The sequence below is a fragment of the Leclercia sp. 29361 genome, from assembly GCF_011290365.1.
In the GTDB taxonomy this organism is placed as follows: Bacteria; Pseudomonadota; Gammaproteobacteria; order Enterobacterales; family Enterobacteriaceae; genus Enterobacter; species Enterobacter tamurae.
In genome coordinates this window covers 2,192,021-2,218,228 of sequence record NZ_CP049786.1, presented here as the reverse complement: position 1 = coordinate 2,218,228, position 26,208 = coordinate 2,192,021, and the positions used below count along the sequence as shown (strand labels likewise).

Annotated in this window: 22 protein-coding genes and 2 pseudogenes; 12 read left to right on the top strand and 12 right to left on the bottom strand. The window is 54.4% G+C overall.

What is annotated here, in order from left to right; all coding sequences use genetic code 11:
* Window positions 1-8: 8 nt before the first annotated feature.
* Together oqxB and G7090_RS10575 are read right to left on the bottom strand one after the other, a co-directional pair.
* Window positions 9-3,164, bottom strand: a complete 3,156-nt coding sequence (gene oqxB / locus G7090_RS10580) for a multidrug efflux RND transporter permease subunit OqxB (protein WP_166182361.1) — start codon at window positions 3,162-3,164, stop codon at window positions 9-11.
* A 23-nt stretch (window positions 3,165-3,187) separates the two neighbouring features.
* Window positions 3,188-4,363, bottom strand: a complete 1,176-nt coding sequence (locus G7090_RS10575) for an efflux RND transporter periplasmic adaptor subunit (protein ID WP_166182360.1) — start codon at window positions 4,361-4,363, stop codon at window positions 3,188-3,190.
* 336 nt (window positions 4,364-4,699) lie between these two features.
* Here G7090_RS10575 and G7090_RS10570 point away from each other — a divergent pair, with 336 nt between their 5' ends.
* The 6 genes and pseudogenes from G7090_RS10570 to G7090_RS23750 all read left to right on the top strand — a co-directional run bounded on the left by G7090_RS10570 (window position 4,700) and on the right by G7090_RS23750 (window position 10,245).
* The gene (locus tag G7090_RS10570; RefSeq protein ID WP_023311528.1) at window positions 4,700-5,053 is read left to right on the top strand and encodes a helix-turn-helix domain-containing protein; all 354 of its coding nucleotides are present in this window, start codon (window positions 4,700-4,702) and stop codon (window positions 5,051-5,053) included.
* A gap of 437 nt (window positions 5,054-5,490) precedes the next feature.
* Window positions 5,491-6,168, top strand: a complete 678-nt coding sequence (locus G7090_RS10565; protein ID WP_166182359.1) for a DUF1963 domain-containing protein — start codon at window positions 5,491-5,493, stop codon at window positions 6,166-6,168.
* Between the two features lie 298 nt (window positions 6,169-6,466).
* Window positions 6,467-8,656, top strand: a pseudogene (locus G7090_RS10560) (TonB-dependent siderophore receptor).
* Between the two features lie 99 nt (window positions 8,657-8,755).
* Window positions 8,756-8,995, top strand: a complete 240-nt coding sequence (locus G7090_RS10555; protein WP_106993802.1) for a DinI family protein — start codon at window positions 8,756-8,758, stop codon at window positions 8,993-8,995.
* Between the two features lie 103 nt (window positions 8,996-9,098).
* A complete protein-coding gene (locus G7090_RS10550) occupies window positions 9,099-9,581 on the top strand; it encodes a glutathione peroxidase (RefSeq protein ID WP_166182358.1) in 483 nt (160 codons plus the stop codon).
* A 93-nt stretch (window positions 9,582-9,674) separates the two neighbouring features.
* Window positions 9,675-10,245: pseudogene (locus tag G7090_RS23750) on the top strand (hypothetical protein).
* 141 nt (window positions 10,246-10,386) lie between these two features.
* Here G7090_RS23750 and G7090_RS10545 read toward each other — a convergent pair.
* Window positions 10,387-11,271, bottom strand: coding sequence for a LysR family transcriptional regulator (locus G7090_RS10545; RefSeq protein WP_166182357.1), 885 nt, complete (start codon window positions 11,269-11,271; stop codon window positions 10,387-10,389).
* A 123-nt stretch (window positions 11,272-11,394) separates the two neighbouring features.
* Here G7090_RS10545 and G7090_RS10540 point away from each other — a divergent pair, with 123 nt between their 5' ends.
* Complete coding sequence (locus G7090_RS10540) at window positions 11,395-12,531, top strand: alpha/beta hydrolase (RefSeq protein ID WP_166182356.1); 1,137 nt, start codon at window positions 11,395-11,397, stop codon at window positions 12,529-12,531.
* Between the two features lie 60 nt (window positions 12,532-12,591).
* Complete coding sequence (locus G7090_RS10535) at window positions 12,592-13,782, top strand: MFS transporter (RefSeq protein ID WP_166182355.1); 1,191 nt, start codon at window positions 12,592-12,594, stop codon at window positions 13,780-13,782.
* On the opposite strand, the gene catA is transcribed toward G7090_RS10535, so the two are convergent.
* The 3 genes from catA to G7090_RS10520 all read right to left on the bottom strand — a co-directional run bounded on the left by catA (window position 13,769) and on the right by G7090_RS10520 (window position 16,219).
* A complete protein-coding gene (gene catA / locus G7090_RS10530) occupies window positions 13,769-14,452 on the bottom strand; it encodes a type A chloramphenicol O-acetyltransferase (RefSeq protein ID WP_166182354.1) in 684 nt (227 codons plus the stop codon). The two genes, G7090_RS10535 and catA, sit on opposite strands and share 14 nt — an antisense overlap.
* A gap of 117 nt (window positions 14,453-14,569) precedes the next feature.
* Window positions 14,570-15,190, bottom strand: a complete 621-nt coding sequence (locus G7090_RS10525) for a LysE family translocator (protein WP_166182353.1) — start codon at window positions 15,188-15,190, stop codon at window positions 14,570-14,572.
* A 69-nt stretch (window positions 15,191-15,259) separates the two neighbouring features.
* The gene (locus G7090_RS10520; RefSeq protein ID WP_166182352.1) at window positions 15,260-16,219 is read right to left on the bottom strand and encodes a nitronate monooxygenase family protein; all 960 of its coding nucleotides are present in this window, start codon (window positions 16,217-16,219) and stop codon (window positions 15,260-15,262) included.
* Between the two features lie 41 nt (window positions 16,220-16,260).
* Here G7090_RS10520 and G7090_RS10515 point away from each other — a divergent pair, with 41 nt between their 5' ends.
* Complete coding sequence (locus G7090_RS10515; RefSeq protein WP_242685370.1) at window positions 16,261-17,190, top strand: LysR family transcriptional regulator; 930 nt, start codon at window positions 16,261-16,263, stop codon at window positions 17,188-17,190.
* A gap of 67 nt (window positions 17,191-17,257) precedes the next feature.
* Here the strand turns inward: G7090_RS10515 and G7090_RS10510 are convergent, their stop codons facing one another.
* The 3 genes from G7090_RS10510 to G7090_RS10500 form a co-directional block, all read right to left on the bottom strand.
* A complete protein-coding gene (locus tag G7090_RS10510; protein WP_166182351.1) occupies window positions 17,258-17,575 on the bottom strand; it encodes a nitroreductase in 318 nt (105 codons plus the stop codon).
* Between the two features lie 146 nt (window positions 17,576-17,721).
* Window positions 17,722-18,486, bottom strand: coding sequence for an SDR family NAD(P)-dependent oxidoreductase (locus tag G7090_RS10505; protein ID WP_166182350.1), 765 nt, complete (start codon window positions 18,484-18,486; stop codon window positions 17,722-17,724).
* Between the two features lie 33 nt (window positions 18,487-18,519).
* Entirely contained in the window at window positions 18,520-19,437 is a 918-nt protein-coding gene (locus G7090_RS10500; protein WP_207630109.1) for an alpha/beta hydrolase, read from the bottom strand.
* 395 nt (window positions 19,438-19,832) lie between these two features.
* Between G7090_RS10500 and G7090_RS10495 the strand changes: the two genes are divergently transcribed.
* The 3 genes from G7090_RS10495 to G7090_RS10485 are packed head-to-tail and all read left to right on the top strand — an operon-like array spanning window position 19,833 to window position 22,254.
* On the top strand, window positions 19,833-20,735 hold the full coding sequence (locus tag G7090_RS10495; protein WP_166182348.1) for a LysR family transcriptional regulator: 903 nt from the start codon (window positions 19,833-19,835) through the stop codon (window positions 20,733-20,735).
* A gap of 31 nt (window positions 20,736-20,766) precedes the next feature.
* The gene (locus tag G7090_RS10490; protein ID WP_166182347.1) at window positions 20,767-21,669 is read left to right on the top strand and encodes a LysR family transcriptional regulator; all 903 of its coding nucleotides are present in this window, start codon (window positions 20,767-20,769) and stop codon (window positions 21,667-21,669) included.
* A 24-nt stretch (window positions 21,670-21,693) separates the two neighbouring features.
* On the top strand, window positions 21,694-22,254 hold the full coding sequence (locus G7090_RS10485; RefSeq protein ID WP_166182346.1) for a hypothetical protein: 561 nt from the start codon (window positions 21,694-21,696) through the stop codon (window positions 22,252-22,254).
* Window positions 22,255-22,422: 168 nt separating this feature from the next.
* Here the strand turns inward: G7090_RS10485 and pgaD are convergent, their stop codons facing one another.
* The 3 genes from pgaD to pgaB are packed head-to-tail and all read right to left on the bottom strand — an operon-like array spanning window position 22,423 to window position 26,203.
* The gene (gene pgaD, locus G7090_RS10480; protein WP_166182345.1) at window positions 22,423-22,860 is read right to left on the bottom strand and encodes a poly-beta-1,6-N-acetyl-D-glucosamine biosynthesis protein PgaD; all 438 of its coding nucleotides are present in this window, start codon (window positions 22,858-22,860) and stop codon (window positions 22,423-22,425) included.
* A complete protein-coding gene (gene pgaC, locus G7090_RS10475) occupies window positions 22,857-24,191 on the bottom strand; it encodes a poly-beta-1,6-N-acetyl-D-glucosamine synthase (RefSeq protein ID WP_106993793.1) in 1,335 nt (444 codons plus the stop codon). Before pgaC ends, pgaD begins: the two co-directional genes overlap by 4 nt.
* Window positions 24,188-26,203 carry a poly-beta-1,6-N-acetyl-D-glucosamine N-deacetylase PgaB gene (pgaB, locus tag G7090_RS10470; RefSeq protein WP_166182344.1) on the bottom strand — a complete coding sequence of 672 codons (2,016 nt, stop codon included), beginning with the start codon at window positions 26,201-26,203 and terminating at the stop codon, window positions 24,188-24,190. Before pgaB ends, pgaC begins: the two co-directional genes overlap by 4 nt.
* Between the last annotated feature and the right edge of the window lie 5 nt (window positions 26,204-26,208).

Genomic DNA, 26,208 nt, shown 5'->3' with positions numbered 1-26,208 from the left:
CAACATCCCTACGCGGGCAGAACATCCCTTTCCGCTTTTTTGCCGCGCGTCACAAACTTACGCAGCGTCACGTAGAACACCGGCGTCAGGAACAGACCAAACAGCGTCACCCCCAGCATCCCGGAGAAGACCGTGATCCCGGTAACGCCGCGCACTTCTGCGCCCGCGCCATGGCCTAGGATCAGCGGAATGGTCCCGGCAATAAAGGCGATGGAGGTCATCACAATCGGGCGTAAACGCAGGCGGCACGCCTCCAGCGCGGCTTCCATAATACCTTTGCCCTGAATTTCCAGCTCGCGGGCAAACTCCACGATAAGAATCGCGTTTTTACACGCTAGCCCCATCAGCACCACCAGCCCCACCTGCACGAACACGTTGTTATCGCCACCGGTCAGCCAGACGCCAAACAGCGCAGAGAGCAGAGTCATCGGCACGATGAGGATCACCGCCAGCGGCAGTGTCCAGCTTTCATACAGCGCCGCCAGCACCAGGAACGCCAGCAGCACCGCGACCGGGAAGACGATCAGCGCCGTATTGCCCTGCGTCGCCTGCTGGAAGCTCAGGTCCGTCCATTCAATGTTCATCCCGTTCGGCAGGATCTGCTTCGACATTCCGTCCAGCTGCGCCATCGCCTGCGAGGACGAAAGTACGCGCGGGTCGGCATCGCCAATCAGATCCGCCGCCGGGTAACCGTTGTAGCGAATCACCGGGTCCGGGCCGTAGGTGGTCGTGATATTCACCATACTGCCAATCGGCACCATCTCACCCTGGCTATTGCGGGTGCGCAGATTCGCAATGTCTTCCACGCTGTCGCGGAACTGCCCGTCGGCCTGAGCCATCACGCGCCAGGTACGCCCGAACTGGTTGAAGTCATTCACGTACGACGAGCCCAGATAGGTTTGCAGCGTACCGAAAAGATCGGTCAGCGACACACCCTGCGCTTTCGCCTTGTCACGGTCAACCTGCACGTCCAGCTGCGGAACGTTAGCCTGGTAGGTTGAGATCGGGAAGTGCATTCCCGGCGTCTGCATAATCGCACCGGACATGGTGTTTACCGCATTTTGCAGCGCGCCATAGCCCAGACCGCCGCGATCCTGAATGTACAGCGAATACCCCGACCCCTGACCCAGCCCTAAAATCGGCGGCGGCAGGATGGAGAAGCCAAAGCCCTGCTGGATTTGCGCAATTTTCGCGTTGATCTCCGCGTTAATTTCCGCCGCAGTATGTTTACGCTGGTCGAACGGCTTCAGGCCGAAGAAGACCGTCCCCGTATTCGGCGTATTGGTGAACTGCAGCGCGTTCAGCCCCGGGAACGCGACCGCGTAGTCCACGCCTTCGGTATTCATCCCGATTTCGCTCATTTTGCGGATCACCGCATCGGTGCGCGCCAGCGATGAACCTTCAGGCATCTTCACGCCGCCAATCAGGTACAGCTTGTCCTGCGTCGGAATAAACCCGCCAGGAACCGCTTTAAACATGACGCCTGCGGCACAGAGCAGCAGCAGATACACCCCAAACACCGCCCCGCGTCGGCCGAGCGTTTTGCCCACCAGCCCCTGATAGCCGTTCGAGCTACGATGGAAAAAGCGGTTAAACGGACGGAAAATCCAGCCGAACAGACGATCGATAAGCCGGGTCGGGAAATCTTTCGGCGCGCCGTGCGGTTTTAACAGCAGTGCCGCCAGCGCCGGAGAGAGCGTCAGCGAGTTAATGGCGGAGATGACCGTGGAAATCGCGATCGTCACCGCAAACTGCTTGTAGAACTGCCCGGTAACGCCCGAGAGGAACGCCATCGGCACAAACACTGCGCACAACACCAGCGCAATCGCGATAATCGGCCCGGACACCTCCCGCATCGCCTGATGCGCCGCCGCGAGCGGAGCAAGCCCCTCTTCAATGTTTCGCTCGACGTTTTCCACCACCACGATGGCGTCGTCCACCACGATACCAATGGCTAATACCAGCCCGAACAAACTCAGGGTATTCAGCGAGAAGCCCAGCAGATAGAGAATGCTGAAGGTCCCCACCACCGACACCGGCACCGCGATCAGCGGAATGATCGACGCGCGCCAGGTTTGCAGGAACAGGATCACCACCAGCACTACCAGCACCACCGCTTCCAGCAGCGTTTGCACCACTGCACGAATGGAGTCGCGCACGAAAACGGTCGGATCGTAAGGTGCCGCCCACTTCATATCTTCCGGGAAACGGGTCGACAGTTCGTCCATTTTCGCGCGCACCGCGTTAGACAGATCGATGGCGTTCGCCCCTGGAGACTGGAAGATACCAATCCCGACCGCGTCTTTGTTGTTCAACTGGGAACGCAGCGCATAGCTGCCGGACCCCATTTCGATACGCGCCACGTCGCGCAGGCGCACGACCGTACCGTCCTGCGTCGTTTTCAGGACAATATTGCCAAACTCTTCTTCGGTATGCAGACGGCCCTGGGCGTTAATGGAGATCAGGAAATCGCTCTCTTTCGGCAGCGGCTCGGCGCCAAGCTGCCCGGCAGATACCTGCACGTTCTGCTCCTGCATCGACGTGACCACATCCGAAGCGGTCAGCCCGCGAGCCGCCACCTTGTTGGGATCCAGCCATACGCGCATCGCGTATTCACCCGAGCCGAAAATCTGGATCTGACCGACGCCGGGCAGGCGTGCCAGCTCGTCCTTCACCTTCAGCGTGGCGTAGTTACGCATATAGAGGGAGTCGTACTTACCGTTGGGCGAAAACAGATGCACCACCAGCGTCAGCGTCGGGGACTGTTTCTGGGTGGTAATACCCAAACGCCGCACGTCTTCCGGCAGACGCGCTTCGGCCTGCGCGACGCGGTTTTGCACCTGTACCTGCGCCTGATCCGGATCGGTTCCCGGACGGAAGGTGACGGTGGTCACCAGCACGCCGTCGGAGCCCGCGACGGACTTCATGTACATCATGTTCTCAACGCCGTTGATCGCCTCTTCCAGCGGCGTCGCCACGGCCTCAGCAATCACTTTTGGGTTGGCCCCCGGGTACTCCGCGCGCACCTGCACGCTTGGCGGCACGACGTCAGGATATTCGCTCACCGGCAGCAGCGGGATGGCGATTAACCCTGTGATAAAAATCAGAATCGACAGCACCGCGGCAAAAATCGGCCTGTCGATAAAAAAGCGGGAAAAGTCCATGGGTCGGATTCTCAGGTAAGGGATCAGTTGAGGGTGCTGGTGGCGGTCATGGCAACGGTTTTGGCGTTAACCGGCATACCCGGCATAAACACTTTTTGTAAACCCTCGACGATCACTTTATCGCCTGGGTTCAGCCCCTGCCGCACGATGCGTAGACCGTCTGCCAGACGTCCCGGTGTGATATCGCGACGCTGTGCTTTGCCCTCTTTATCAACCACGTAAACATACTTGCGATCCTGATCGGTCAGCACCGCCTTATCGTCGATCAGCGTGGCTTTGAATTCCGCGCTGCCCGGCAGGCGTACGCGGGCAAAAAGGCCCGGCGTGAACTGACGCTGCGCGTTATCCAGCAGCGCGCGCATGCGGATAGTGCCGGTACTCGGCGTTAGCTGATTATCCAGAAAATCCACTTTGCCCTGATGGGGATATCCCTCCTCGCCCGTCAGGCCAATCTCGACCGGTAGCGCCGTGTGATTGCTGGACGCCCCCTGCCCGCTGCGGGCCAGATTTTGATAGTGAAGGTAGGTCGACTCATCCACGTCAAAGTAGACGTAAACCGTCTTCTGCGAGACCAGCGTGGTGAGGACGCTGGCGCTGTCACCCGCGGTGACAAGATTACCGCTGGTAATCAACGCGCGGCTGGCGCGGCCATCGATAGGCGCGGTGACTTTGGTGAAATCGAGGTTAAGTTGCGCGGCATCAACCGCCGCCTGTGCCGCGCGAATGTCGGCCTGCGCCTGGGTGGCAGCCGAACGACGTTGCTCCCACTCTTCGCGGGATACCACGTTGGTATTGACTAATTTATCGGTACGGTTCGCTTCACTACGCGCCAGGTTGGCCTGTGTTTTGGCTCTCGCCAGCGTGGCCTGCGCCTGTTCCAGTGCGGCGCGATAGGTTCTGTCATCGATAGTGAACAGCACCTCGCCCTTTTTTACCTCCTGGCCGTCGGTGTAATTCACTTTATCAATGTAGCCGGAAACGCGCGGGCGTAGCTGAACACTCTCCACCGCTTCGATTCGGCCGTTAAAGCTATCCCACTGGCTGATGGATTTCACGACCACGTTAGCTGCACTGACAGCGGGTGCTTGTGGCGCAGCGTTTTGCGCGACGCTGTCATCGCACCCGACGAGCAACACGGAGGCGAACATCGCCCCCAGTGCGCTCAGATGAAAGTTACCCCAGGTTTTTTGCAGGCTCATTATTTTTATTCCGGTAATTGTAGCCGCCGGGCAAGACGCAGGGGAGGCGCTGCGCTACTTCCTTTGTCCGGTGGCTGGCTTAAGGCCATTTGTGTCGTTCATCGCCACAAAACTGTAACAGTTGCGAATACACTATTCCCGGCGATTGTAGGAAGGCGCCTAACTAAGTGCAAGAATAATTGTTGCACTTAATGTGCTATTTGAGTCGATGTTAAAACACCCGTTTCGCTCAGGGATTTAAATGCAATAATAAAATTTGCAATTAACCGAAAAACGCGCCACCTTTAAATGCAACAGATAAAGATACCTTTATACAGGCAGCGTGAGGATAACCAGATGAACACTGGCGCATTTATGCATGATTTACTCGACTGGATCGACAACAACCTGGATAGCCGTCTGGATATTGAGTCCGTTGCCAGGCGTTCCGGCTACTCAAAATGGCATCTCCAGCGTCTGTTTAAGGAACATACTGGCTATCCCCTCGCTGGGTACATTCGCGCGCAAAAGCTGCAAAAATCGGTTGAGCGCTTAACCCGCAGCGACGAGCCGATTTTGAACGTGGCGATCGCGCTGGGCTTTGACTCCCAGCAGTCCTTCAACCGCAGCTTTAAGCGTCAGTATGGTCAGGCGCCTGGGGCATGGCGGCGGAGTATGGGTGGCCCGGAAACGCAGCAGCTACGCCAATAATGCATATTTTGCTGCAACGTCGATCTGTAGCCGCAACACTGTGTATAAACATAGTGCAGCGAGGTGCACAATGGCTGTTGCAAAGCGCAATGCAGATGGATGAAATGCAGGCTGAAAAGATCAGAAATTACTAACACTAAAAGCCATATTGGCTGAGCAATGCACCTCCACTGACTTGAGTTAGCATCAACTTAACCGAATTTTTAAGGAGTCTGTGACCAGACTCCGTTGATTATCACACTGACATGCTATAAATGCCCTCCGTGATTCAATTGCGAACTCCCGGGTAGCGGAGGGTTTACAGCAGGCGTTCACAGAGTGAAGAGCGTGTTGCGGGGTCGTCAGTTTCGAGCAGCACGCTGACCAGGGCGGCGCAGCGATCGGCAGCGCTGTAACTGCCCTACCCAGTGAATATCTCCCAACGCAAGGCAGCCAGTATGAAACGCGAGAGTGCATTAGTTTTAGAAGAGCTTAGATCCCAATTGCGGCCCGCGTCGGTGGCACAGGTCGGCGGTTTTCGCCCTGGTGCAGACCCTCTGACGTCCTGGTTTTTAAAAGGTGTTCATCTTCCAGGAGAAGGATTGCCCGTCTGGAAGGGTCAGCCGATGTTTCCACTTCTTCAGATCCGTACGGATGAGCTTCCGGTGATCCCTGAACAACTAAAGGGCATCGCCCTTCTGGTGCTGTTTCACAATAGGGAACATCATCCCTTTGACCAACCTCATGGCGAGGGGTGGCTCATTCGGGAATATGCCACGCTTGAAGGGCTTGAGTTATTACCCGAATTAGAGACGCCGTATCGCCCATTTCCTGTTCGCTGGGTGAGCGTTAATGATGATGCGCCGGGATGGGAGGACGCCTGGGATATTATCGACCTTTCTGAGGTAAATGATGATACGCAGGCCAGCGACAGCTTCTTTGATGATTTTAACCGCTACGGGGGAACGAAAGTCGGGGGGTATCCGATGGAGATCCAACATGGTGTGGGGATTGAGGACTTTGTTTTTCAGGTGGGTTCGGAAGAAAAAGTAAACTGGATGTGGGCGGACAATGGTATTGGCTACTTTCACCGCTCAGCTGAGGGAATTTGGCACTTTTCATGTCAGTTCTACTAGTAGTACAACGTTCGATACTCGCTTATAGCGAAATTGCACAATTGTCCGTAAGTGTCAAAAGCAGACGATGACGTGTTATGACGATTTCTGGATTATCCGTAAAATTGCTTATACCTGCCTCGCCCCAAAAACCCCATAAACATCAAGCCATTATAGAAACATTTTTTAACATTACCTGTTTACATTGTAATGATTATTTATATCATCTTGATAATCACTATCACCTTAGCGGGTGATGTTCTTGCGGTGCCGGGCATTAGCGCCTCCGACACCTCGTAAAATCAGGATGATCATAATAATGAAACCGCGTTACCTCTGGGCTTTAAACCCGTGCTTGTTAATGATGTTAGCCGCTAATGCCTCGGCTGAAGGACAAAAAGAAGAGTCGCTGGTGGTCTCCGCCAGCCGCACAAACCACAGCATTACCGATATGGCGCAGACCACCTGAGTCATTGAACAGGCTGATATTGAACAGCAGGTTCAGGGGGGTAAAGAGCTTAAAGAGGTGCTGGCGCAGCTGATCCCCGGGATGGATGTCAGCAGCCAGGGGCGAACCAATTACGGTATGAATATGCGCGGTCGTTCGATGATGGTGATGGTCGACGGCGTGCGGTTAAACTCCTCGCGCAGCGACAGCCGCCAGTTGGACTCAATCGATCCGTTCAATATCTCCCGCATTGAAGTTATCTCCGGCGCAACCTCCCTCTACGGCGGCGGCAGTACCGGCGGCTTAATCAATATCGTCACCAAAAAGGGCCAGCCGGAAACGGAAGTCGAGTTCCAGACCAGCCTCAAAACGGGCTTCAACAGCCATAACGATAATGACGAAAACATCGCGGCGGCGGTCAGCGGCGGCAACGACAACGCTTCAGGACGGCTTTCCGTCGCGTATCAACGCTTTGGCGGCTGGTACGACGGTAAAGGCAATGAGGTGAACATTGATAACACCCAGACCGGTTTGCAATACTCTGACCGTCTGGACGTGATGGGCACCGGTACCCTGAATATCGACGATCATCAGCAGCTGCAGCTCACCACGCAGTATTACAAAAGTGAATCCGACGGTAAGCACGGTCTCTATCTTGGCGAGAACTTCTCGGCAGTGACCGGTTCCGGCGACGCTTACAACAAAAACAATCTCGACTCCGACCGTATTCCGGGCACCGAACGCCACCTGATCAACCTGCAATATTCCAACACCGATTTCTGGGGTCAGGATCTGCTCGCTCAGATTTACTACCGCGATGAAAGCCTGACCTACTACCCCTTCCCTACGCTTGCAGGCGGCCGGGTCACCAACATTGGTGCATCCCAGCAAAAGACCGATTTCTACGGGGGCAAACTCACCCTCAACAGCAAACCGCTGGATGCGTTGACCCTGACATGGGGTGTCGATGCCGAGCATGAAACCTTCGACGCCAATCAGCAATTCTTCGACCTTAACAAAGCGGCAGCCAGCGGGGGTATGAAGCTGGATAATGCCTACAACGTGGGACGCTATCCGGGTTACAGCATCACCAACCTCGCTCCGTTCCTGCAATCGAGCTACGACTTCTCCGCGATCACCCTGAGCGGTGGCGTGCGCTATCAGTATACGGAAAACAAGGTCGATGACTTTATTGGTTACGCCCAACAGCAGGGTATTGCCACCGGCAGAGCCACCTCGGCAGACGCTGTGCCAGGCGGGAAAACCGACTATAACAACCTGCTGTTTAACGCCGGTATTCTGGGTCACCTGACCGAGCGCCAGCAGCTGTGGTTCAACTTCTCCCAGGGCTTTGAGATCCCGGATCTGGCGAAATATTACGGCTCCGGCACTTATCAACTGGTAAACGGCCATTATCGTCTGGTCAACAGCGTGAACGTGAACGACTCAAAACTCGACGGCATTAAGGTTGATGCGTACGAGCTGGGTTGGCGCTACACCGGGGATAACCTGCGCACGCAGATTGCCGGGTACTATTCGCTCTCTGACAAAACCATCAACATCAACAAAAGCGACATGACCATCAACGTCGAAGATGACGAGCGTCGCATCTATGGTGTTGAAGGCCAGGTGGACTATTTCTTCACCGACAGCGAGTGGAGCACCGGCTCAAACTTCAACGTCATCAAATCGGAAACCCGCGTCGACGGGAAATGGGAGAAGCTGACGGTAGACAGCGCCAGCCCGTCCAAAATGAGCGCATGGGTCACCTGGGCGCCCGGCAACTGGACGCTACGTCTGCAAAGTACGCAGACCTTTGATTTGTCTGACGAAGCCGGTAAGCGTATTGAGGGCTATAACACCGCTGACTTCTTAGGCAGTTACCTTCTGCCGGTGGGCAAGCTGAGCTTCAGTGTCGAAAACCTGCTGGATGAAGATTACACCACCGCATGGGGACAGCGTGCCCCGGGTCTGTACAGCCCAACCTACGGTGCTGAGAACCTCTATACCTACAAAGGTCGCGGCCGTACCTTCGGCCTGAACTACTCAGTCTTATTCTGATACGCATTAACTGCCGCCTGCATAGCGGGCGGCAGTTGACAGATGTCATTACCCCGGTAAGAATGCTGTACATTAAAACAGTATTTAAGGGGATGTGTGATGTTCGTTGAACTGGTTTACGACAAAAGAAATGTTGCGGGACTCCCCGGTGCAAGGGAGATCATCCTGGCTGAGTTAACCACCCGGGTGCACCGGATCTTTCCGGATGCCGAGGTGAAGGTAAAACCAATGCAGGCCAACGGCCTGAACAGCGATGCCAGTAAAAGCGATCGGGAGAAGCTGAACCGCATGCTGGAGGAGATGTTTGACGAAGCCGATATGTGGCTGGTTGCGGAGTGATTTAACGATCCGGAGACCGCTTCGTGGCAGAAGCAGACGTGATTAAAACCAGCGTCTATAATCCAGAACGTTTGCAAAAAAGCGCTGCTTTGAGGTTTCCGACATGACGACCTTCCATCAACTGACTGCCACCAGCCTGCGTGGCGAGCACATCTCTATGGCCGACTATGCGGGTAAGGTCGTTCTGGTGGTGAATACCGCCAGCCATTGTGGCTTCACGCCGCAATACGCCGGTCTTGAGATGCTCTACAAAAAATATGCCGATCAGGGGCTGGTAGTACTGGGCTTCCCCTGCAACCAGTTCGGTAAACAGGAACCCGGCGGTGCCGACGACATTGCGCAGACCTGTAACATTAACTACGGTGTGAGCTTTCCAATGTTCGGGAAAGTGGAGGTTAACGGCCCCGCTACGCACCCGGTGTTTCGTTACCTGAAAGAGGAACTGCCCGGCGTGCTGGGTGGTCGGATCAAGTGGAACTTCACTAAGTTCCTGATTGGACGCGACGGTAAACCGCTCAAGCGTTTTGCGCCGATTTCTACGCCGGAGAAAATTGAAGATTCTATTGTTGCTGCGCTCAAAATCTAAGTGGAAACCGGATGCCTGTTCACATTAATAAGTTAAAATAGCCTTACGGAGCAAAGCCAGTTTCTCTTTTAATACCTATAAAAAAATATAATTATGAATAAAAGTTATTACTTCGAAAATAAATACAAGAAATGGTCCATTACAGCCGTGACACTCATCATTGCGGGTTTATGGTGCTGGTATATGTTGTGGGCATCCCAGCCTCTCCCATAAAACCATTCTACAAAAATCGATACCTGAATGGTTAACGTATATTTCTTTCAGCATACTGATGGGAAGTTTCTCTTTTATCTACGCTTTTTATCGTCGCACTTTTAACAAAACATTAAAGTATCTTAGTAATGCATTTCTCGGCGGTTTTAGCCTGGGATTTTTATTGAGCTTAAACTGTTACGATGTCTATGTTTATCTCTTCCCGGACAACATAATTGGCTATGAATCGGAATATGAGGTTGTCTTCCCGGGGCCATCGAGAGGTAAGCATGGGCATTGTGAAGCAGGGATCTGGATAAAAGATCAGAACACTACCAGATGGATACAGCTTTGTACCAATAAAGAGTATCTGCGCAGCCACCGTAAGCAGGGAATGACAGGAGTATGGGTAACAGCTCGCGTAAATAAAATTGGGACGTATATCGTTAACTACGAATTTATTTACAGGTAAATGTAGTATTACTTCTCTTTCAGCCCGGGGAAATATGGCCTGGTAAAACTCATCTGAAGGTATCGCTCAATTTTTTAAGCAAAGACGTTCCAGAAAGGCAACGCCGGGGGCGCTGCGCTTGCCCGGCCTACAAAATCACATTCAGATTTTCAGGGTATCAATCACCGCCCTCAAGGCGGGTGATACGTTGCGGTGCGGATAGTAGAGAAACAGCACATCCATGCGCAGGCTGTAGCGCTGCAACACCCGGATCAGCGTTCCCCGCTCCAGATCGTCCGCCACCAGCTCGACCGGCACATAAGCCAGCCCCAGGCCGAGCCGCGCGGCTTCGGCTTCCATATAGCTGTCAGAAAAGGTCCACTGTCCTTCGGGGCGATGGGTAATGCTTTTGGCGTCCAGAACCAGCTCCCACTGATAGAGTCCGCCGTCGGCAAACTGATAGGCAATGCAGGGGTGGGCCGCTAAATCCGCGGGGATCTGGGGAAAGCCGTAGCGGCGCAGGTGGTCGGGCGTACCGACCACCGCCATCTCCATGTCGGGGGTAATGCGTACCGCGACCATCCCCTGCCCAACCTCAGGCCCCAGCCGGACGCCGGCATCGAACCGCTCGGCGATGATATCCACGAAGCGGCTCTCATTCATCAGCTCCAGGCGGATATCCGGGTAACGCTGTTTGAATATTGCCAGCTTTGGCAGGAGACACTTCTCGATAGCGTGCTGGCTGGCATTGATGCGCACCGTGCCGGAGGGCGTCTCACGATAATGCGCCAGAGTGGCGAGCCCGGTATCCAGCGCATCAAACCCGGACTCGGTGGTCTGATAGAGCTGCTCCCCGGCCTGGGTCAGCGACAGCCTGCGGGTGGTGCGCACCAGCAGCTGGACGCCCAGCCGCGCTTCGAGGTCGCGCACAGAACGGCTGATCCCCGACTGGGCCAGCCCCAGCCGCTGCGCGGCGGCGGTGAAGCTGCCCTCCCGCACCACCTGCATAAACAGGTACAGCTCGTTGTAGTTTTCCCGCTTCGCCATCACCCTCTCCCCTCAATAATTCATAACAATATGGTATGAATCTTAGCAGTATTCGGCCTCTAATCAGCACTATTACTGCTAACTATACTGGACTCCACACAACAACACAGCCCGGTGCCTCCTATGAAAACATTCACCCGAAAACTGACAACTGCCATACCCGCGATGCTGCTGTGCGCATCCTTAAGTGGAGTAACGACAATGAGTTATGCAGATACCACCAATCCGAACGCGCCCGTTTCGATGATCACGAAGTGGGACAAGACCTTTGCCGAAAGCGATAAGGTCGATCACCGCAAGGTCTCCTTCCAGAACCGCTACGGGATCACCTTAGTGGCCGATATGTACCTGCCGAAAGACCGGGGCGACCGCAAGCTGGCGGCGATTGCAGTAAGCGGGCCGTTTGGCGCGGTTAAAGAGCAGTCAAGCGGCCTGTATGCCCAGACCCTGGCGGAAGAAGGATTTGTGACCCTCGCGTTCGATCCCTCTTATACCGGCGAAAGTGGCGGCCAGCCGCGGAATGTCGCCTCTCCGGACATCAACACCGAGGACTTTAGCGCCGCGGTTGATTTCCTGGGATTACAGAAAGAAGTTGATCGCAACCGCATCGGTATTCTCGGCATCTGCGGCTGGGGCGGGATGGCGCTGAACGCGGCGTCTATGGATACCCGCGTGAAAGCGGTCGCCACCAGCGTGATGTACGACATGAGCCGCGCGATGGGCCACGGCGTGGGCGATGGCAAAGACCGCTACTCTGCGGCCGATCGCCATGCCGTGCTGACGTATCTGAACGAACAGCGCTGGAAAGATGCGGAAAGGGGCACCTTTGCCCACGGCGGCCACGATATTAATGTCGACCAGAACGGCAAAGTGACCGCGGCTGACCGCATTTTGCCCGAAGCGTTACCGGCAGATCCGCATCCGGTCCTGAAAGAGTTCTTTGATTACTACCGGGTGCCGCGCGGCTTCCACGAACGCTCCGTGAACTCCACCGGCGCATGGACCGCGACGATGCCGCTGTCGTTCATGAATATGCCGCTGCTGAGCTATGCCAAAGAGATCACCATCCCGACGCTGATCGTCACCGGTGAAAAAGCGCACTCACGCTATTTCGCTGAAGATGCCTACAAAGCCGTTGGCAGCAAGCAGAAAGAACTGGTGATTGTCCCGGGCGCTAACCATGTCGATCTGTACGACAACGTCGCCGGTAAGATCCCGTTTGCACAGTTTGAGCAGTTCTTCAAAACCAGCCTGAAATAACTCTCTACGCCGCCTGTCTCTGGCAGGTGGCGTTACCCCTTCCCTTCATGAAATCTGATTATGTCCACACTGAGCCAAACCACACAGACTAACGAACGCGCGTACTGGGGCGGCATTTTTGCCATGACCCTGTGCGTATTTGTCCTGATTGCATCGGAGTTTATGCCGGTCAGCCTGCTGACCCCCATTGCCAGCGATCTGGGCGTCACCGAGGGTCTGGCGGGCCAGGGGATTGCCATCTCCGGCGCGCTGGCGGTCATGACCAGCCTTAGCCTTTCGCATATTGCCGGGAATATGAATCGTAAAACCCTCCTGCTGGGCATGACGATTCTGATGGCGGTGTCGGGGCTGATTATTGCGTTTGCCTCCAGCTATCTGGTCTATATGGCCGGACGCGCCCTGATTGGGATTGCCATCGGCGGCTTCTGGTCCATGTCGGCAGCGACGGCCATTCGCCTGGTGCCGCAGCATCAGGTCTCCCGTGCGCTGGCGATTTTCAACGGCGGTAACGCCCTGGCGACGGTCGTGGCTGCCCCGCTCGGCAGCTATCTTGGTGCCACCATCGGCTGGCGCGGGGCCTTCCTGTGTCTGGTCCCTGTGGCAACCGCAGCGTTTATCTGGCAGTGGTTTAGTCTGCCCGATATGAATGGCAATAAAAGTCAGACCTCACGCGGGACCGTTTTTCGCCTGTTCCGTCTGCCGGTGGTGTCTACCGGTCTGCTGGCCTGCGGCCTGTTCTTTATGGGTCAGTTTGCGCTGTTCACCTATGTGCGTCCGTTCCTGGAGACCGTCACCCACGTCAGCGCCTCCGGCCTATCGCTGATCCTGCTCACCATCGGTATCGCGGGTTTTATTGGCACGCTGATCGTTGCCTTGTTCCTGAATGCCAGATTCTATCTGACGCTAATGGCTATTCCGCTTCTGATGGCCGCCATTGCCGGGCTGTTAATCCTGGTCGGGCACAGCCTCTGGATCGTCGCCCTGCTGTTGGGGTTCTGGGGTCTGCTGGCCACGGCGGCGCCAACGGGATGGTGGACGTGGATCGCCCGTACCCTGCCCGAGGATGCAGAAGCCGGTGGCGGGCTGATGGTGGCGGTGATCCAGCTCTCAATCGCGCTGGGCTCCACGGCAGGCGGAATGGTGTTTGACCATATCGGCTTGCAGAGCACCTTTGCGATGAGCGCTATTTTGCTGCTGAGCGCGGTGGTGCTGACCGGGTTCACCGCGCGGAAGAGCGCTACCGGGAAGTAGCCAGCCCCGACGGGTGGTGGATTATGTCGTTACACATCACCTGTAACTCATTGAACAGTCTTGCCACATGGAAACCATCGCACACGGCGTGATGTATCTGAATGGCGAGAGGCAACAAGACTTTCCCCTCATGTTCATAGTATTTCCCAAAGGTGAACATGGGGGCAAAGAAGTTCTGCATATTAGCAACGTTGATATTAAAGTTGGTAAAGGTCACCCAGGGAATTGAAGAAACGAAAAATACATTATCCGGCGACGCTCCTTTAGGCCAATAAGCAAGGTTATTCCCGTAGCGGGCAACATCTTCCGAATAAACCGTCTGGAAGTGTTGAATATTGCCATCGTATTGACTCCATAAGGATGAAAAGGTCTCGGTTTCATTATGGAAAATGGTATAGCTTGGATGAACTCTGTTCCATATAACCAGCTCATTGTTCTTCATGGCCATACGGAACTCCGTATGCCTGTTTACGATTTCAGACAGGAGGGAAATCACAGTAGGGTAAAATTTCCAGCCAACCTTTTTGATATGCTTTAACAGCGCAGTAATGTCTACCAGAACCGTTTGGTTAATTGTCGATTGAGCAAACGACTGAAATACCTCAAAGTGCTCCTTTCTTGCCCAACCAGATAGATCAACAGAGGTATATTCCGGGGTTGTTGTTTTCATTTTTAGCCTTTGATTAGCAAGAATATATACGATGTTAGCCTAAGCTTTTTCTTAAGTTAAGCAAACACTCGGGTGCCGGGGGCGCTTCGCTTGCCCGGCCTACGACTCTAAAGCCCGTTATCGGTTACTGAACGCCAGTTTAGCGGCAAAGCATAAAAAGAGTCCCCCGGTTGCACGATCCATGGCGCTGATAACACGGGGTCTTTTCAGGATAGCGGATGCAAAGTGCGTGGAGATGATTAGCGTGATTGACCATAGGGTGCCGATCAGGACATGAATGCCGACGAGGATAAATGTCCAGAGGACCGGTGAATGCCCGGCGGGGATAAACTGAGGTAGAAACGACACATAAAAAATGCCCATCTTGGGATTGAGTACGTTGCCGAGCATCCCTTTGACAAACCAGTTCCCGTGCGCAGTCGTGTCATCCGCGTTCTGACTGAAAGAGGTTCGGGGGCGCATCAGTAATTGCACGCCCAGCCAGCAAAGGTAAGCCGCCCCGCAGATTTTCAGTACTGTATAAGCGAGCGTTGAAACCGCCATCAGAGCGCCGAGACCGAGCGCGACAAGCGCTCCCCAGACGAAACAACCAGCATCAATTCCAAGCGCAGCCTGAAAAGCCTTTTTACCCCCTTCAGCACAGGCGGTTCGAAGAATGAGTGCCGTATCCAGGCCAGGGGTGAGAGTAAGCAAGAGTGCCGCGAGAGAGAAAGCGAGAAGTGAATCGGTAACCGACATTTTCTTTATCCGAAAGCGTGGATGTTACCGAGTTACTTTTTCCCAATCAATTCATTGAAGCTATTTTTGTTATAAAAAGTCCTGCATCAGGTCTGAAACAATCTCTGCCGCCGGACGAATGGATTTGATGACGGAAATACCTGTGCCGGTTGACACAACACCCCGATCAAAATTCCCCAGCCTCATCGCCTGCCACAGCGAGTGATAGCCATTCATGGCCTTAAACATGGTTTCACGATCCGTGTTCTGAGCATCTAACTCTGCCAGCTTTGGACTCAAATCGGTGGGCAAGCTACGGTAATAGGCTGGCAGTGTGCGGAACAACAGCAAATCCTCTGCCGTGGAGTCGACAATCAGACGTTTAACTTTTTCAGCCGCTGGGTTTTCAAGCGCAGTCAAAAAAAGAGTGCCCGCATAGACCCCTTCAGCCCCCAGAGCCATTGCGGCACGCACGCCGCGCACATCACCTATTCCACCCGCTGCGATGACCGGCACGTTCACGCTATCAACTATCATGGGAACGATGCTGAATGTGCCAATCACCCGGCTCGGTACGGTCCCACCTTCGTCAAAACCTGTGGCGACGATGATGTCGGCTCCTAATTTTTCTGCTTCTTTTGAATTAGCGATAGTGGGCGTCAGAGCGCGATAAAGGGTTTTTATGCCGTGGCTTTTAAAGAATTCAAATATCTCTGCATCCAGCACTTCATTGATAAGCACTACCTCTACGCCTTCTTCGACCAGCATCTCAGCAGTGGGCCGCCAGAAACTCATATCCGGACCGTTAATCAGGGTCGCAGCAAAGGGTTTATTCGTCAGTTTTTTAACTTTTCGGATCTCCTTCCGCATACGATCCAGCGCCACAAAGCGCGAGCCTGGCTGACTTTCTTGCCCGGCGTGAGGACCCAGCGTGCCCAGCCCACCCGCGTTTGACACCGCAGCAACCAGTTCCGCATTGGTCAGGAAATACAAGGGTGCCTGAATGAGTGGATAGCGAATGTTTAAGATGTTAGTGACGCGGTTATTCATTTTTAAATCCTGGAGAAAATCAGACTGGAGAATTTTACCCTTTGAAAAATGGAATGGAATCATCAAAAATAGGAACATCATTCCCAAAAATGGAAAGAACAATGGATTTTAATGCAACGAAATTGTTCATCGCGGTGATGAATGCCGGAAGTTTATCTGCGGCGAGTGACAAAACAGGGGTCCCCATCTCCACGTTAAGTCGAAAAATTAATGAGCTTGAGCAGGCCTTGAACGTTCAACTCCTGGAACGCTCACGACAGGGTGTTAGGCCAACCCATAAAGGACAACAGTTCTTTGAACAGGCTCGTCTGGGTATCGAATTGCTGGAGGATGCACAAAAGTCGGTAACCTCAGCCCACAACTTACAGGGTAAGTTACGTCTGTCCGTGCCCCCTAATTTCTCTATCTGGTGGGATTTACTGATCGAATTTCAGCAGCGCTATCCGGATATCAATGTCTTTTGTCATTCAAGCGAAAGAGTCGTTGATTTGTTTGAAGATGGCGTCGATGTTGCGCTAAGAATGGGCAACTTAAATACGGATGATGTAATTGCTAAACCTGTCATGACAGTGGAAGTTTTATTCGTGGCAAGTCCCTCATTATTGGCCCGACATGGTACGCCAACGTCACTGGCTGAAATGGGCCGACTTCCTGTTGCTGCCTGGGAAAGCCTGAATCAGAGTTCTTTTGAATGGGGGTCAGGAACGGAAAAAGTAAAATACGAACCCTTCTTTTCCACTAATAATGTCCAGGGATTAATACATTACGCACTGAGTGGTATGGGCGTCACACAGCTCCCCGATTTATTAGCCAGGCCCTGGCTGGAGAACGGTGAGCTGATAGCGCTTTTGCCCGAAACAGCCAAACAAGTCCTGCCATTGCACCTTGTTTACGCCCGTCATAAACATCCTTCAGCCCTTGTGCGGGCCTATCTGGATTTTTGCGAAGAATGGGTGGCAAAACTGCGTTAGCGTTTCCGGTGAAGGTCCATGCGCCTGTCAGGCAGAAAGCACCCTGTAGCTGCGCATAAAACGGGACCTAACTTCTCGACTGATCAGCCTCAACGTTTACGCTGACGTTAAGCCTTTTGGCTTCCATCGTTATTAACTGTTGGGCAACGGCCATATCGCCGCCATGAACGCGATCTATCAGGTTCTGGATGAGCGTCACCATCAAAAAACTCTGATTAGCAGGAGAGAAATCTGTTATATCAATCCCGCTGTCCTGGAGCTGCTGGTGTGCTGCTCTTTCTGTTTCTTCAACAATTTCAGCCGTTTTCTGTTTCATCTGGTCAAGGTGTGCAAAGACGATACGGTTTATCATGTCGATTTGTTCTGGCGTGAAATTTTTGTCCATTTTTATCCCTCATGACGGTTTGAAACGCAAAAAATTGCTGCTATCGGAATAAATATAATAAATGAATTAATCACTGCTTAAATAGTAAGACTTTCTTAAGTTTGAAAAGGCCAGAGGCCGCCGCTGGCATCTGGCCAGATGAGGGATTAACGCATGGTCAGGCCGCCATCAATAGAGATGGACTGGCCTGTGACGTAGGATGATGCGTCACTGGAGAGCCAAAGCACCACGTCAGCAATCTCCTCCGCCTTGCCATGACGCTGCATGGGCACGCCCTGCACCATCGCCTCCAGCGCCTCTTTTTGACCAGCGGCAACCATGGCGTCAACCATCGGGGTCCAGATCAGCCCCGGGCAGACGGCGTTGACGCGAATATTGCGCGCGGCATATTCAAGCGCAGCACTTTTTGTCAGGCCCAGCACCCCATGCTTGGCGGCATGGTAGTTAGCGCGTTGTGCCCCGCCCACAATCCCGCCGATCGAAGAGCAGTTCACGATAACGCCGCTCCCCTGGTTACGCATCTGCTGCAGTTCATACTTCATGCAGCCCCAGACCCCGCGCAGGTTTACCGCCGTGACGCGGTCGAAATCCTCTGCGGTGGCATCGGCGATCTCCGCCAGCACATTCTGAATACCGGCGTTGTTGAAGGCGATATCGAGACGGCCAAAGGTGGCGACAGTCTCCGCCACCATCGCCGCGACGTCATCCAGATCCGCCGCATTGCAGGTCACCGCTCTGGCGGTGTAGCCCGAAGCCACCAGCGACTCAGCGGCCTGCTTCACCGCCTCTGTATTGATATCCGCCAGCATCACGGAGGCGCCCGCCGCAGCGTAGGCTTTTGCGGTGGCAAGGCCAATACCCGAAGCTGCACCGGTCACTAAGGCAATTTTATTTTCGAGAGAATAAGTCATAAATAATTTCCTGATTGAAGACGAAGCGTGTTATTAAAGATTTTTACTGAAGAACGCAGCGAGTTTCTCTACCGCCGGATTAACGAACTGCGGTTTGTCATATAAATCAAAATGCGATGCGCCAGGAATAATCGTCAACTCCTTCGGCTGTTTGGCATTATCATAAGCCTGCTGACTAAATTTACGGGTTTCCGCTTTTTCTCCGGCAATTAATAATACCGGCCGGGGAGAAATATCCGCCATATGCTCGAGCGGATAATACGCCATATGTAGCCCCGGGCTGGTCACCACATACCGGTTGCGGGCATTCGGATGCGCGCCGCGTGGGGTGAGATAATACTCCGTCGCTTCGCGCACAAAGTCAGGCGTGCTGGCATTAACGCTATCCCGCGCCGGGAGCAGTTGTTCAACCCGCAGCGGAGCACCGGCGGCCTCTTTATTTAACTGGGCATCGACGCTTTGCAGTAATTTCACCCTGTCGTCAGCAGAGACCGGCGATCCCTCAATACCGTTACGGGTGGCATCCCCGATATCATAAGTCACCACCCCGGCAACCGCTTTAACCCGCAGATCGGTTTGCGCTTCGTGGAGGGTATAGCCCCCGCCAGCACAGATCCCCAGGGTTCCGATGCGGGCGGCATCAACCTGCGGGAGAGTGCTCAGATAGCCAATCGCGCTGCGGATATCCTGCACCCGGTCGGCCGGGTTTTCGAGGTCACGCGGTAAGCCTCCGCTTTCACCGTAGTGAGAGGCGTCATAGGCCAGGGTGATGAAGCCGCGTTTCGCCAGCTGTTGTGCGTACAGACCCGACGTCTGCTCTTTTACTCCGCCCCAGGGATGGGAAACCACAATCGCCGGGTATTTTTTCGCGCTATCGAAATTGGGTGGCAGGTAGAGATTGGCCGCCATGTTGATGGTGCCGTTCTGAAATGAGACTTTTTGCGCGTTCATGACATTAATACCTTCCGCAACGGTCGTTGGCTCTGTTTGTGCAGAGAGTGCCGTATTGGCAATAAGTATTGATGCCAATAATAATGAAACCTTAGATAAAGACATGAGGCCTCCCGACCGATATTATTATCAGTTTGATTGAAGTGTTTTAGGGTTAATTACAACAAAGCTATGGCGTGAATAATAATATTCACCAGAATCAACTTAATACAGTTAGACTATTTCCCCAATCACGCCCGGAGATATTTTCCCGGCTATCCGCATTTGCCTGGAGGTAAATATACATAACGTCATCAACCCCGACCAGCCCTGCCTGTTTCTTGCATTTATAAACAGAATTCATTAATCTTTTTAAGCCCCACTTATCCCCTTTATCGCTTCTTAGTGAGGAAGACATGGCTCGAGAGGGTTTCAGCGATCTATTAGCACTTATCGCGATAGCGCAGACCGGGAGTTTTACCCGGGCAGCGGCACAACTGGGCGTCACCCAGCCCGCCCTGAGTGCCAGCATCCGCGGTCTGGAGGAGCGGCTTGGCGTGCGCGTGTTGCTGCGCAGCACGCGCCGGGTCACCCTGACGATGGCGGGTCAACACCTGGTGGACAGGATCGTGCCGGAATTTGCATACATCGAGAAGGAGCTGGAATCCCTGAACGACCTGCGGGACAAGCCAACCGGCACCCTGCGCATCACCGCCATTGACTACGCCATCCGCCAGGTGTTGTGGCCTAAACTCACCCCTTTTTTGCAGCAGTATCCGGACATCACCGTTGAGCTGATCAGCGAGTATGCCAGCGTCGATATTGCCGCGAGAGGCTATGACGCCGGGGTCAGATTTGGCATGGAGCTGGCGCAGGATATGATCTCGGTGCGAATCAGCCCGGACGTGAAGAATACGGTTGTCGGTTCGGCAGATTATTTCACGCGCTTTCCCCTACCCGAGCGGCCTGAGGATCTCACTCAACACAGGTGCATCCGGCTGCGCACCTCCACCTACGGCGGCCTCTATGACTGGGAGTTTACCGAGGATCAGCGTGAGTTCGCCGTCAGGATCGGCGGCCCCGTCATCTGTAATAACGCCTACGACATTCTCGAGGCCGCAAAAGCGGGCCTGGGTCTGGCCTACCTGCCACAGGATATGGTTCAGCCCTGGCTGGATTCAGGCGAGCTGGTGTCGGTACTCGAAGCCTGGTGCCCGCTCTGGCCGGGCCTGCATCTCTACTACCCTAACCGACGCCAGCATTCCCGGGCGATGACGCTGATGGTTGAGGCGTTGCGGTTCCATGAGCAGCAGCCCTGACGGGGCTTTTAACGCATAAACGAGGCGGAATATGTCAGGTGAAATCTTCAGGGATATCGTGGCGTTTATCACTATCGCCCGGGAACGCAGTTTTACCCGGGCGGCCGCTGAACTGGGCGTTTCTCAGTCGGCGTTAAGCCACACCATCCGCAATCTTGAGGCGCGGCTGGGGCTACGGCTGCTGATCCGCACCACGCGCAGCGTCTCTCCTACGGAGGCAGGGCTGCGCCTGCTGGAGCGGGTGTCACCCCGCTTCGATGTAATTGCCGATGAACTGGCCTCCCTGAGCGAGCTGGGGAGCAAAATCGCCGGTACCGTGCGGATAACGGCGTCGGATTTTGCCTGGAATACCTTCGTCTGGCCGCGCCTTTCTCCTGCCTTGCGTCACTATCCTGACGTACAGCTGGAGGTATCCAACGATCCGGCCCTGACGGATATTGTTGCTGACCGTTTTGACGCCGGTATCAGGCCGGGCGACAGGCTCGGCAAAAATATGGCGTCAGTCCGCATATCACCCGACTGGCGAAACGTGATTGTCGCCTCCCCGGATTATCTCTCCGGAAAAGATCTCCCGCTCACGCCCGAGGATTTAGTCCGGCACGCCTGCATCAACACCCGATACTCTATGAAGGAGGGGATCAGCCCCTGGGAACTGAAAAAGGGAGACGGCGTTCAGGCCTGCCGTGTCGATGGTCCTCTGATCTTCAACACGGTGTATGCCGCCCTCGACGCCGCGCTGGCGGGATATGGCCTGGCTTATGTACCGGAGATACTTGCCCGCCCGGGGCTGGAAAATGGCCGTCTTCAGGTAGTGCTTGAGGCCTGGTGTCCGCCGCGTCAGGGGTTCCATATATTTTATTCCAGCGAGCGTCAGCTCCTGCCGGCACTCTCGATGATTATTGAGACATTACGTTATGAGCCAGGGTTCATGTAAACACGACATAAAAGGGAAGTTCAGATGCTATCGCTATACACACTCAATGACCTGCTCGGACTGCTTGTTTTTGCACGGAAATATCCCTTTCTCCGCAATGACCTGGACTGCCTGATCGTTGCATGGGCTGAAGATCAAATCACCGCAGGAAATGATTCACAGACGCTGTTAATCCTCGCTTCACTGGCGCTTGATAATCAACCTGAACGGGCCGAGGTTGAATTGTATTTGTCACGGTACTTGTCAGAGCAGCGGATAGATCTGCCCCCGCTCAAAACAGCGGCACTGGTCTGGCTCAAGCTATTTATGCGTCAACTTTCCCAGTGCACGTCCATCCATGAGGTAGAACAGAAAATGTATTTTCTGGTGTGTTACTGGCTTGAACCTGACGTAAAGATTTTCACGGCGGTGATCGATACCCTGAAATCGCTTTACTGGCATCTCTACGATGAATGGGAGGGCCCGGGCACAAGCGAAGCAGTAAGGATGAAAGAGTCAGAATGCCTGGCGCTGATTAACCGTGAGATGCTGCCCTGGTCCCGTAAAATTGAGAACCCAGACTGGCTGGTTTTGCTTGCGCGGTAATTTTTACCCGCATCCTGAAAGATGCCTTTCATGTGTGCATAATTTCATCAGATTCGAATTCCTTATCGCGTTCCGGAACCTGTATGCATGCCCCCCTGTATTCAGCGAGCCGCAGGCAATCCTTAAAAACCTGCCAGCAAACATCCAGCATTACCGGCAGGTTTTTCGTTACTCGCGCTGCACGTCAGCGAGGATTTTTGCCATCCACACGCGGTCAATTGCCCCCGTCTCGTAATGCGCGAGGGTAAAGATCTTGGCCTGACTCATCATTAGCGCCAGTTCGGGGGTGATATTGAAACTTGCCGCAACTTCATGGCGCTCAAGTTCTGGCCGACGCTTACGCCGTTCAATACGAAAGCGCAGCTGGTTGTATTTTGCCCAGCCGATCAGCGCCAGACTGATAAGACAGGCCACCAGCAGGTAGATACTCAGCGTACTGAGCGTGGTGTAGAACGGCCTGGTCCCTATAAAAGGATCATGTTCAATTGCGGTTATCAGACCATTGTAAATCAGCCAGCTAAACCCCAGCCAGGCCACGATCGTTAACAGGGCATCCAGCGCGCGTGGAAACAGCCGTTGTTCAGTAAAAATTAAAGGTTGGATCATGGTTTTAATCTCCCAATACCGCGATCGGGACTCACCCAACGAGCTCTGCTGCGTTTGCGGCGCAGCATGACTTTCGGGAAAGCCACAAGCGTAGTGAACAGGCTCAACATCCAGTACACCACCGGAAACCAGATAATCCAGAACAGAGACGCCGCAATACCTTTCTCGTAGCGTCTTTCAATAATCAGACTGACCGCGAACTGCAACAGACAGACCACGCCCAGCATCAGGCCAGTAAAAGCCGGTGGGAAAAGATGTTGAACATATAAAGAATCGGGCATCGGAATAAGCAGCCCGAAGAGGAACAACAGAATGCTGACGGCATAGGCAAAAGCCCATGCGGTTGACATACAAAACTCAATAAACAGAGGCCACATACGTCGGTACTCCCAGCTCCACAAGCGACGCATATTGACAATAAATACCTCCGCGCCCCCCTGTGCCCAACGCAGACGCTGCTTCCAAAGCCCTTTTAGCGTCTCGGGCATCAAAATCCAACACAGCGCACGAGGTTCGAAGAAAATTGACCAGTGGCGCAGTTGTAACTTCCAGCTGATATCAATATCTTCCGTGATCATATCCGGGCTCCAGTATCCCACCTCTGCCAGGGCGCGACGGCGATAAGCGGCAATGACACCGGAAACGGTAAAGACCTGACCATAGACGCGCTGGGTACGCTTGATAAGGCCGATGATAGATGAAAACTCCCCCACCTGGACTCGCCCCACCAGCGTTGAACGCGTACGGATACGCGGATTACCGGTCACCGCCCCCACGCGAGGGTAATTGAGCAGCGGGGCGACCATATACACTGCCGCATCCTTATCCAGCAGCGCATCACCATCAATACACACCAGAAAATCACTGCGTGCCGCCGCAGCACCCGCCTGCAGAGCTACCGCTTTACCCTGATTTTCCGCCAGGTGTATCACCCGCAGCCGCGAATATTCACTCGCCAGCTTGTCCAGCACGGCCGCGGTGCTGTCGATAGAACCGTCATTAATAGCAATCACTTCTATATTTTCATAACGTTGCGCCAGCGCCGCTTCGATAGTCTCACGGGCATTCAGCCCTTCGTTAAAGCACGGCACAAGAATGGAAATCAGCGGATTGCCTTCGAGTACAGGTGGCGGTGTGCCCGGCCCCCATGGCCAGTGGCGCTCGCGGTGAAACCAGAAGTAAAGTCCACCGCTAATCCAGAGGGCCGACATAAACAGCGGCCAGAAAAAGACGAAATCAAGGATCACTTCACCGGTAAAAATCACCGCCACGCCGAGCGGAAAACTGAACATCAGGCAAAGGATCAGGAAGGCGATGAGGCGATCGGTCATTTTTGCGGATACCAGTAGGAGGAAAAAGCAGAACGGATCTCTGCCATCCGGGGTTGATCGTTAATGAAATCGTCCGGGTAGTAGCCATAGTTTCTGGCACCGCTCAGCTTGAGCTGCCGCATCCACCCGTTAAGCATTTCACCGCTAATGCTGTCCTGCCCTGCCCCCTTACGCCAGTCGCGTGCCTGAAGTTCAAAAACCGTTTTATCCAGCGCGCCCGGGAAACGGGCTACCTGCCCGACGAGTCTGTCCAGCCAGGCATTGGCATCGTTGACCGGGACATTTTCCATCAGCGGCATCGCCATCGGGGCTGTCCAGTCGTAGGTGCCGAGAAAATCATTCAGGTTCTGCGCAAACCAGGTTTCGCTCTGCGGGTCCAGTATCGGCATGGCGTAAATGTTGCGGGCGGTTTTGATCTGTGGACCGCGCACCGCACGCACGGTTTGCGTGAGCTGTCGGGTAAAATCAATCAGGGCGCGACTTTTAAAGCGCGTCCAGCGCGCCAGCAGTTGCGGGTTGGCGCGGATCTGCGCAAGGTCTTCCGGGAAGCCTGCTGAACGATAGGCTTTGAGCGCATCCGGGGAGGCATCCTCAAAGTCGGTCAAAAAAGCGTCGTCATGGAACAGAATGCCGCTGAAGTTGGCATGCCGCGCCAGGTCCTCGTAGATGTCGTTGATTCTCTGTCGGGCAACCGCATTCCAGGGTGATAAGCGCAAGTACTGGCGATTATCTGGCGCACTTCGTCCGGTGTCTGACGACCACGCCGCCACGCGTGGCACAGAGGGGTCTAACCCAAACGCCAGGACCGGCATCCAGGCGTAAACCTTCACCCCGGCACGGGTCTGCAACTGCCAGGAAACGAAGTTAAACAGATCCGCCCGCATAGGTAGCCAGCGACTGCGGAAATAGAGCGCATTGACGTTGCCGTCCCCTTTCGGATCGGCATAGGCCTGTAAAAAGACATGGGTTATCTTCATATCGAAAACCCGCTGAATGAGCAGATCGATATTTTTACGCTGTTGAGTCGGGTTTTTGTCGTACACATAGTCGAGATCGACATGCATAACCCGCATGGTTTCAGGTTCCCTGACCTGAGCTATCTGGCTGGCGAAGCTACGCAGCGAAGGGTTATTGGAAATCAGCACCCGGGGAACATCTTCCAGATTTGCGGCATTCGCCAGCCCCTGGTTCAGGGTGAAAGCCATCTGGTAGCCCTGCTGATGCGCGATCTTCAGTGTGGTCCCGCTCGCCGCCCCGTAAGGCCAGACCCAGGCTCGCGGTGCTTTCCCGGTGACCTCTTCGATTTTGCCCGTAATGCGAGACAGGTCGGCACTCATCCGCTTTTCAAACTGCGCATCCGTTTCGTACTGTCCGCTGGTTTTATCGTAAAAACGGTTAGCGGCTGCGGGTTCCTTACTGCCTTGCGGATTGGCCTGATGGCCGTAATGGGAGGCCCAGGTGTGCGCCCCCACTTCCACGAGCCCCGACTCGCTGGCCTCGCGTACCATCTTCCAGGTGGCAAATTTTTCCCGCGGCGTTTTTAGTCCGCCAAAATCCACCAGCGAATGTTCCGGTGCATCCACCCAACTGCCGACAGGTGCCCACAGAGCAGGCCATTTGAACAACCGAAGCAGCGGCAGAACGCGCGTTGAGAAGCTACTGTATCCATCATCAAAGGTCAGCATCACCGCCTTTTCAGGCAAGGTGATTTTTCCGGCATGGGCATCCAGCACCTGCTGCACGCTAATCGGGTGGTAGCCGTTATCATGCAACCAGGCAAACTGGTCGTTCAGGGCGCTGGTGCGCACGGACAGATAACGCTGATCGGCGGCACCGTCCTCCACGTCATGCCAGCCCAGCACCAGAAAGCTGTTTGTGGGCCAACGCTGATCCGCATACAGCGCCGGCCGCTCGGCGGGAGGAAGATAACGCGGTGCCGCGGCCAATGCACACATGCTCATCATCATCCACCCAACTATTACCCTCGCGGCGAGAAGCCATCGTTTCATCATCAAGC

Coding starts and splice junctions, on each gene's coding strand:
- oqxB (WP_166182361.1), bottom strand. CDS start 3,164: ATGGACTTTTCCCGCTTTTTTATCGACAGGCCGATTTTTGCCGCGGTG.
- G7090_RS10575 (WP_166182360.1), bottom strand. CDS start 4,363: ATGAGCCTGCAAAAAACCTGGGGTAACTTTCATCTGAGCGCACTGGGG.
- G7090_RS10570 (WP_023311528.1), top strand. CDS start 4,700: ATGAACACTGGCGCATTTATGCATGATTTACTCGACTGGATCGACAAC.
- G7090_RS10565 (WP_166182359.1), top strand. CDS start 5,491: ATGAAACGCGAGAGTGCATTAGTTTTAGAAGAGCTTAGATCCCAATTG.
- G7090_RS10555 (WP_106993802.1), top strand. CDS start 8,756: ATGTTCGTTGAACTGGTTTACGACAAAAGAAATGTTGCGGGACTCCCC.
- G7090_RS10550 (WP_166182358.1), top strand. CDS start 9,099: ATGACGACCTTCCATCAACTGACTGCCACCAGCCTGCGTGGCGAGCAC.
- G7090_RS10545 (WP_166182357.1), bottom strand. CDS start 11,271: ATGGCGAAGCGGGAAAACTACAACGAGCTGTACCTGTTTATGCAGGTG.
- G7090_RS10540 (WP_166182356.1), top strand. CDS start 11,395: ATGAAAACATTCACCCGAAAACTGACAACTGCCATACCCGCGATGCTG.
- G7090_RS10535 (WP_166182355.1), top strand. CDS start 12,592: ATGTCCACACTGAGCCAAACCACACAGACTAACGAACGCGCGTACTGG.
- catA (WP_166182354.1), bottom strand. CDS start 14,452: ATGAAAACAACAACCCCGGAATATACCTCTGTTGATCTATCTGGTTGG.
- G7090_RS10525 (WP_166182353.1), bottom strand. CDS start 15,190: ATGTCGGTTACCGATTCACTTCTCGCTTTCTCTCTCGCGGCACTCTTG.
- G7090_RS10520 (WP_166182352.1), bottom strand. CDS start 16,219: ATGAATAACCGCGTCACTAACATCTTAAACATTCGCTATCCACTCATT.
- G7090_RS10510 (WP_166182351.1), bottom strand. CDS start 17,575: ATGGACAAAAATTTCACGCCAGAACAAATCGACATGATAAACCGTATC.
- G7090_RS10505 (WP_166182350.1), bottom strand. CDS start 18,486: ATGACTTATTCTCTCGAAAATAAAATTGCCTTAGTGACCGGTGCAGCT.
- G7090_RS10500 (WP_207630109.1), bottom strand. CDS start 19,437: ATGAACGCGCAAAAAGTCTCATTTCAGAACGGCACCATCAACATGGCG.
- G7090_RS10495 (WP_166182348.1), top strand. CDS start 19,833: ATGGCTCGAGAGGGTTTCAGCGATCTATTAGCACTTATCGCGATAGCG.
- G7090_RS10490 (WP_166182347.1), top strand. CDS start 20,767: ATGTCAGGTGAAATCTTCAGGGATATCGTGGCGTTTATCACTATCGCC.
- G7090_RS10485 (WP_166182346.1), top strand. CDS start 21,694: ATGCTATCGCTATACACACTCAATGACCTGCTCGGACTGCTTGTTTTT.
- pgaD (WP_166182345.1), bottom strand. CDS start 22,860: ATGATCCAACCTTTAATTTTTACTGAACAACGGCTGTTTCCACGCGCG.
- pgaC (WP_106993793.1), bottom strand. CDS start 24,191: ATGACCGATCGCCTCATCGCCTTCCTGATCCTTTGCCTGATGTTCAGT.
- pgaB (WP_166182344.1), bottom strand. CDS start 26,203: ATGATGAAACGATGGCTTCTCGCCGCGAGGGTAATAGTTGGGTGGATG.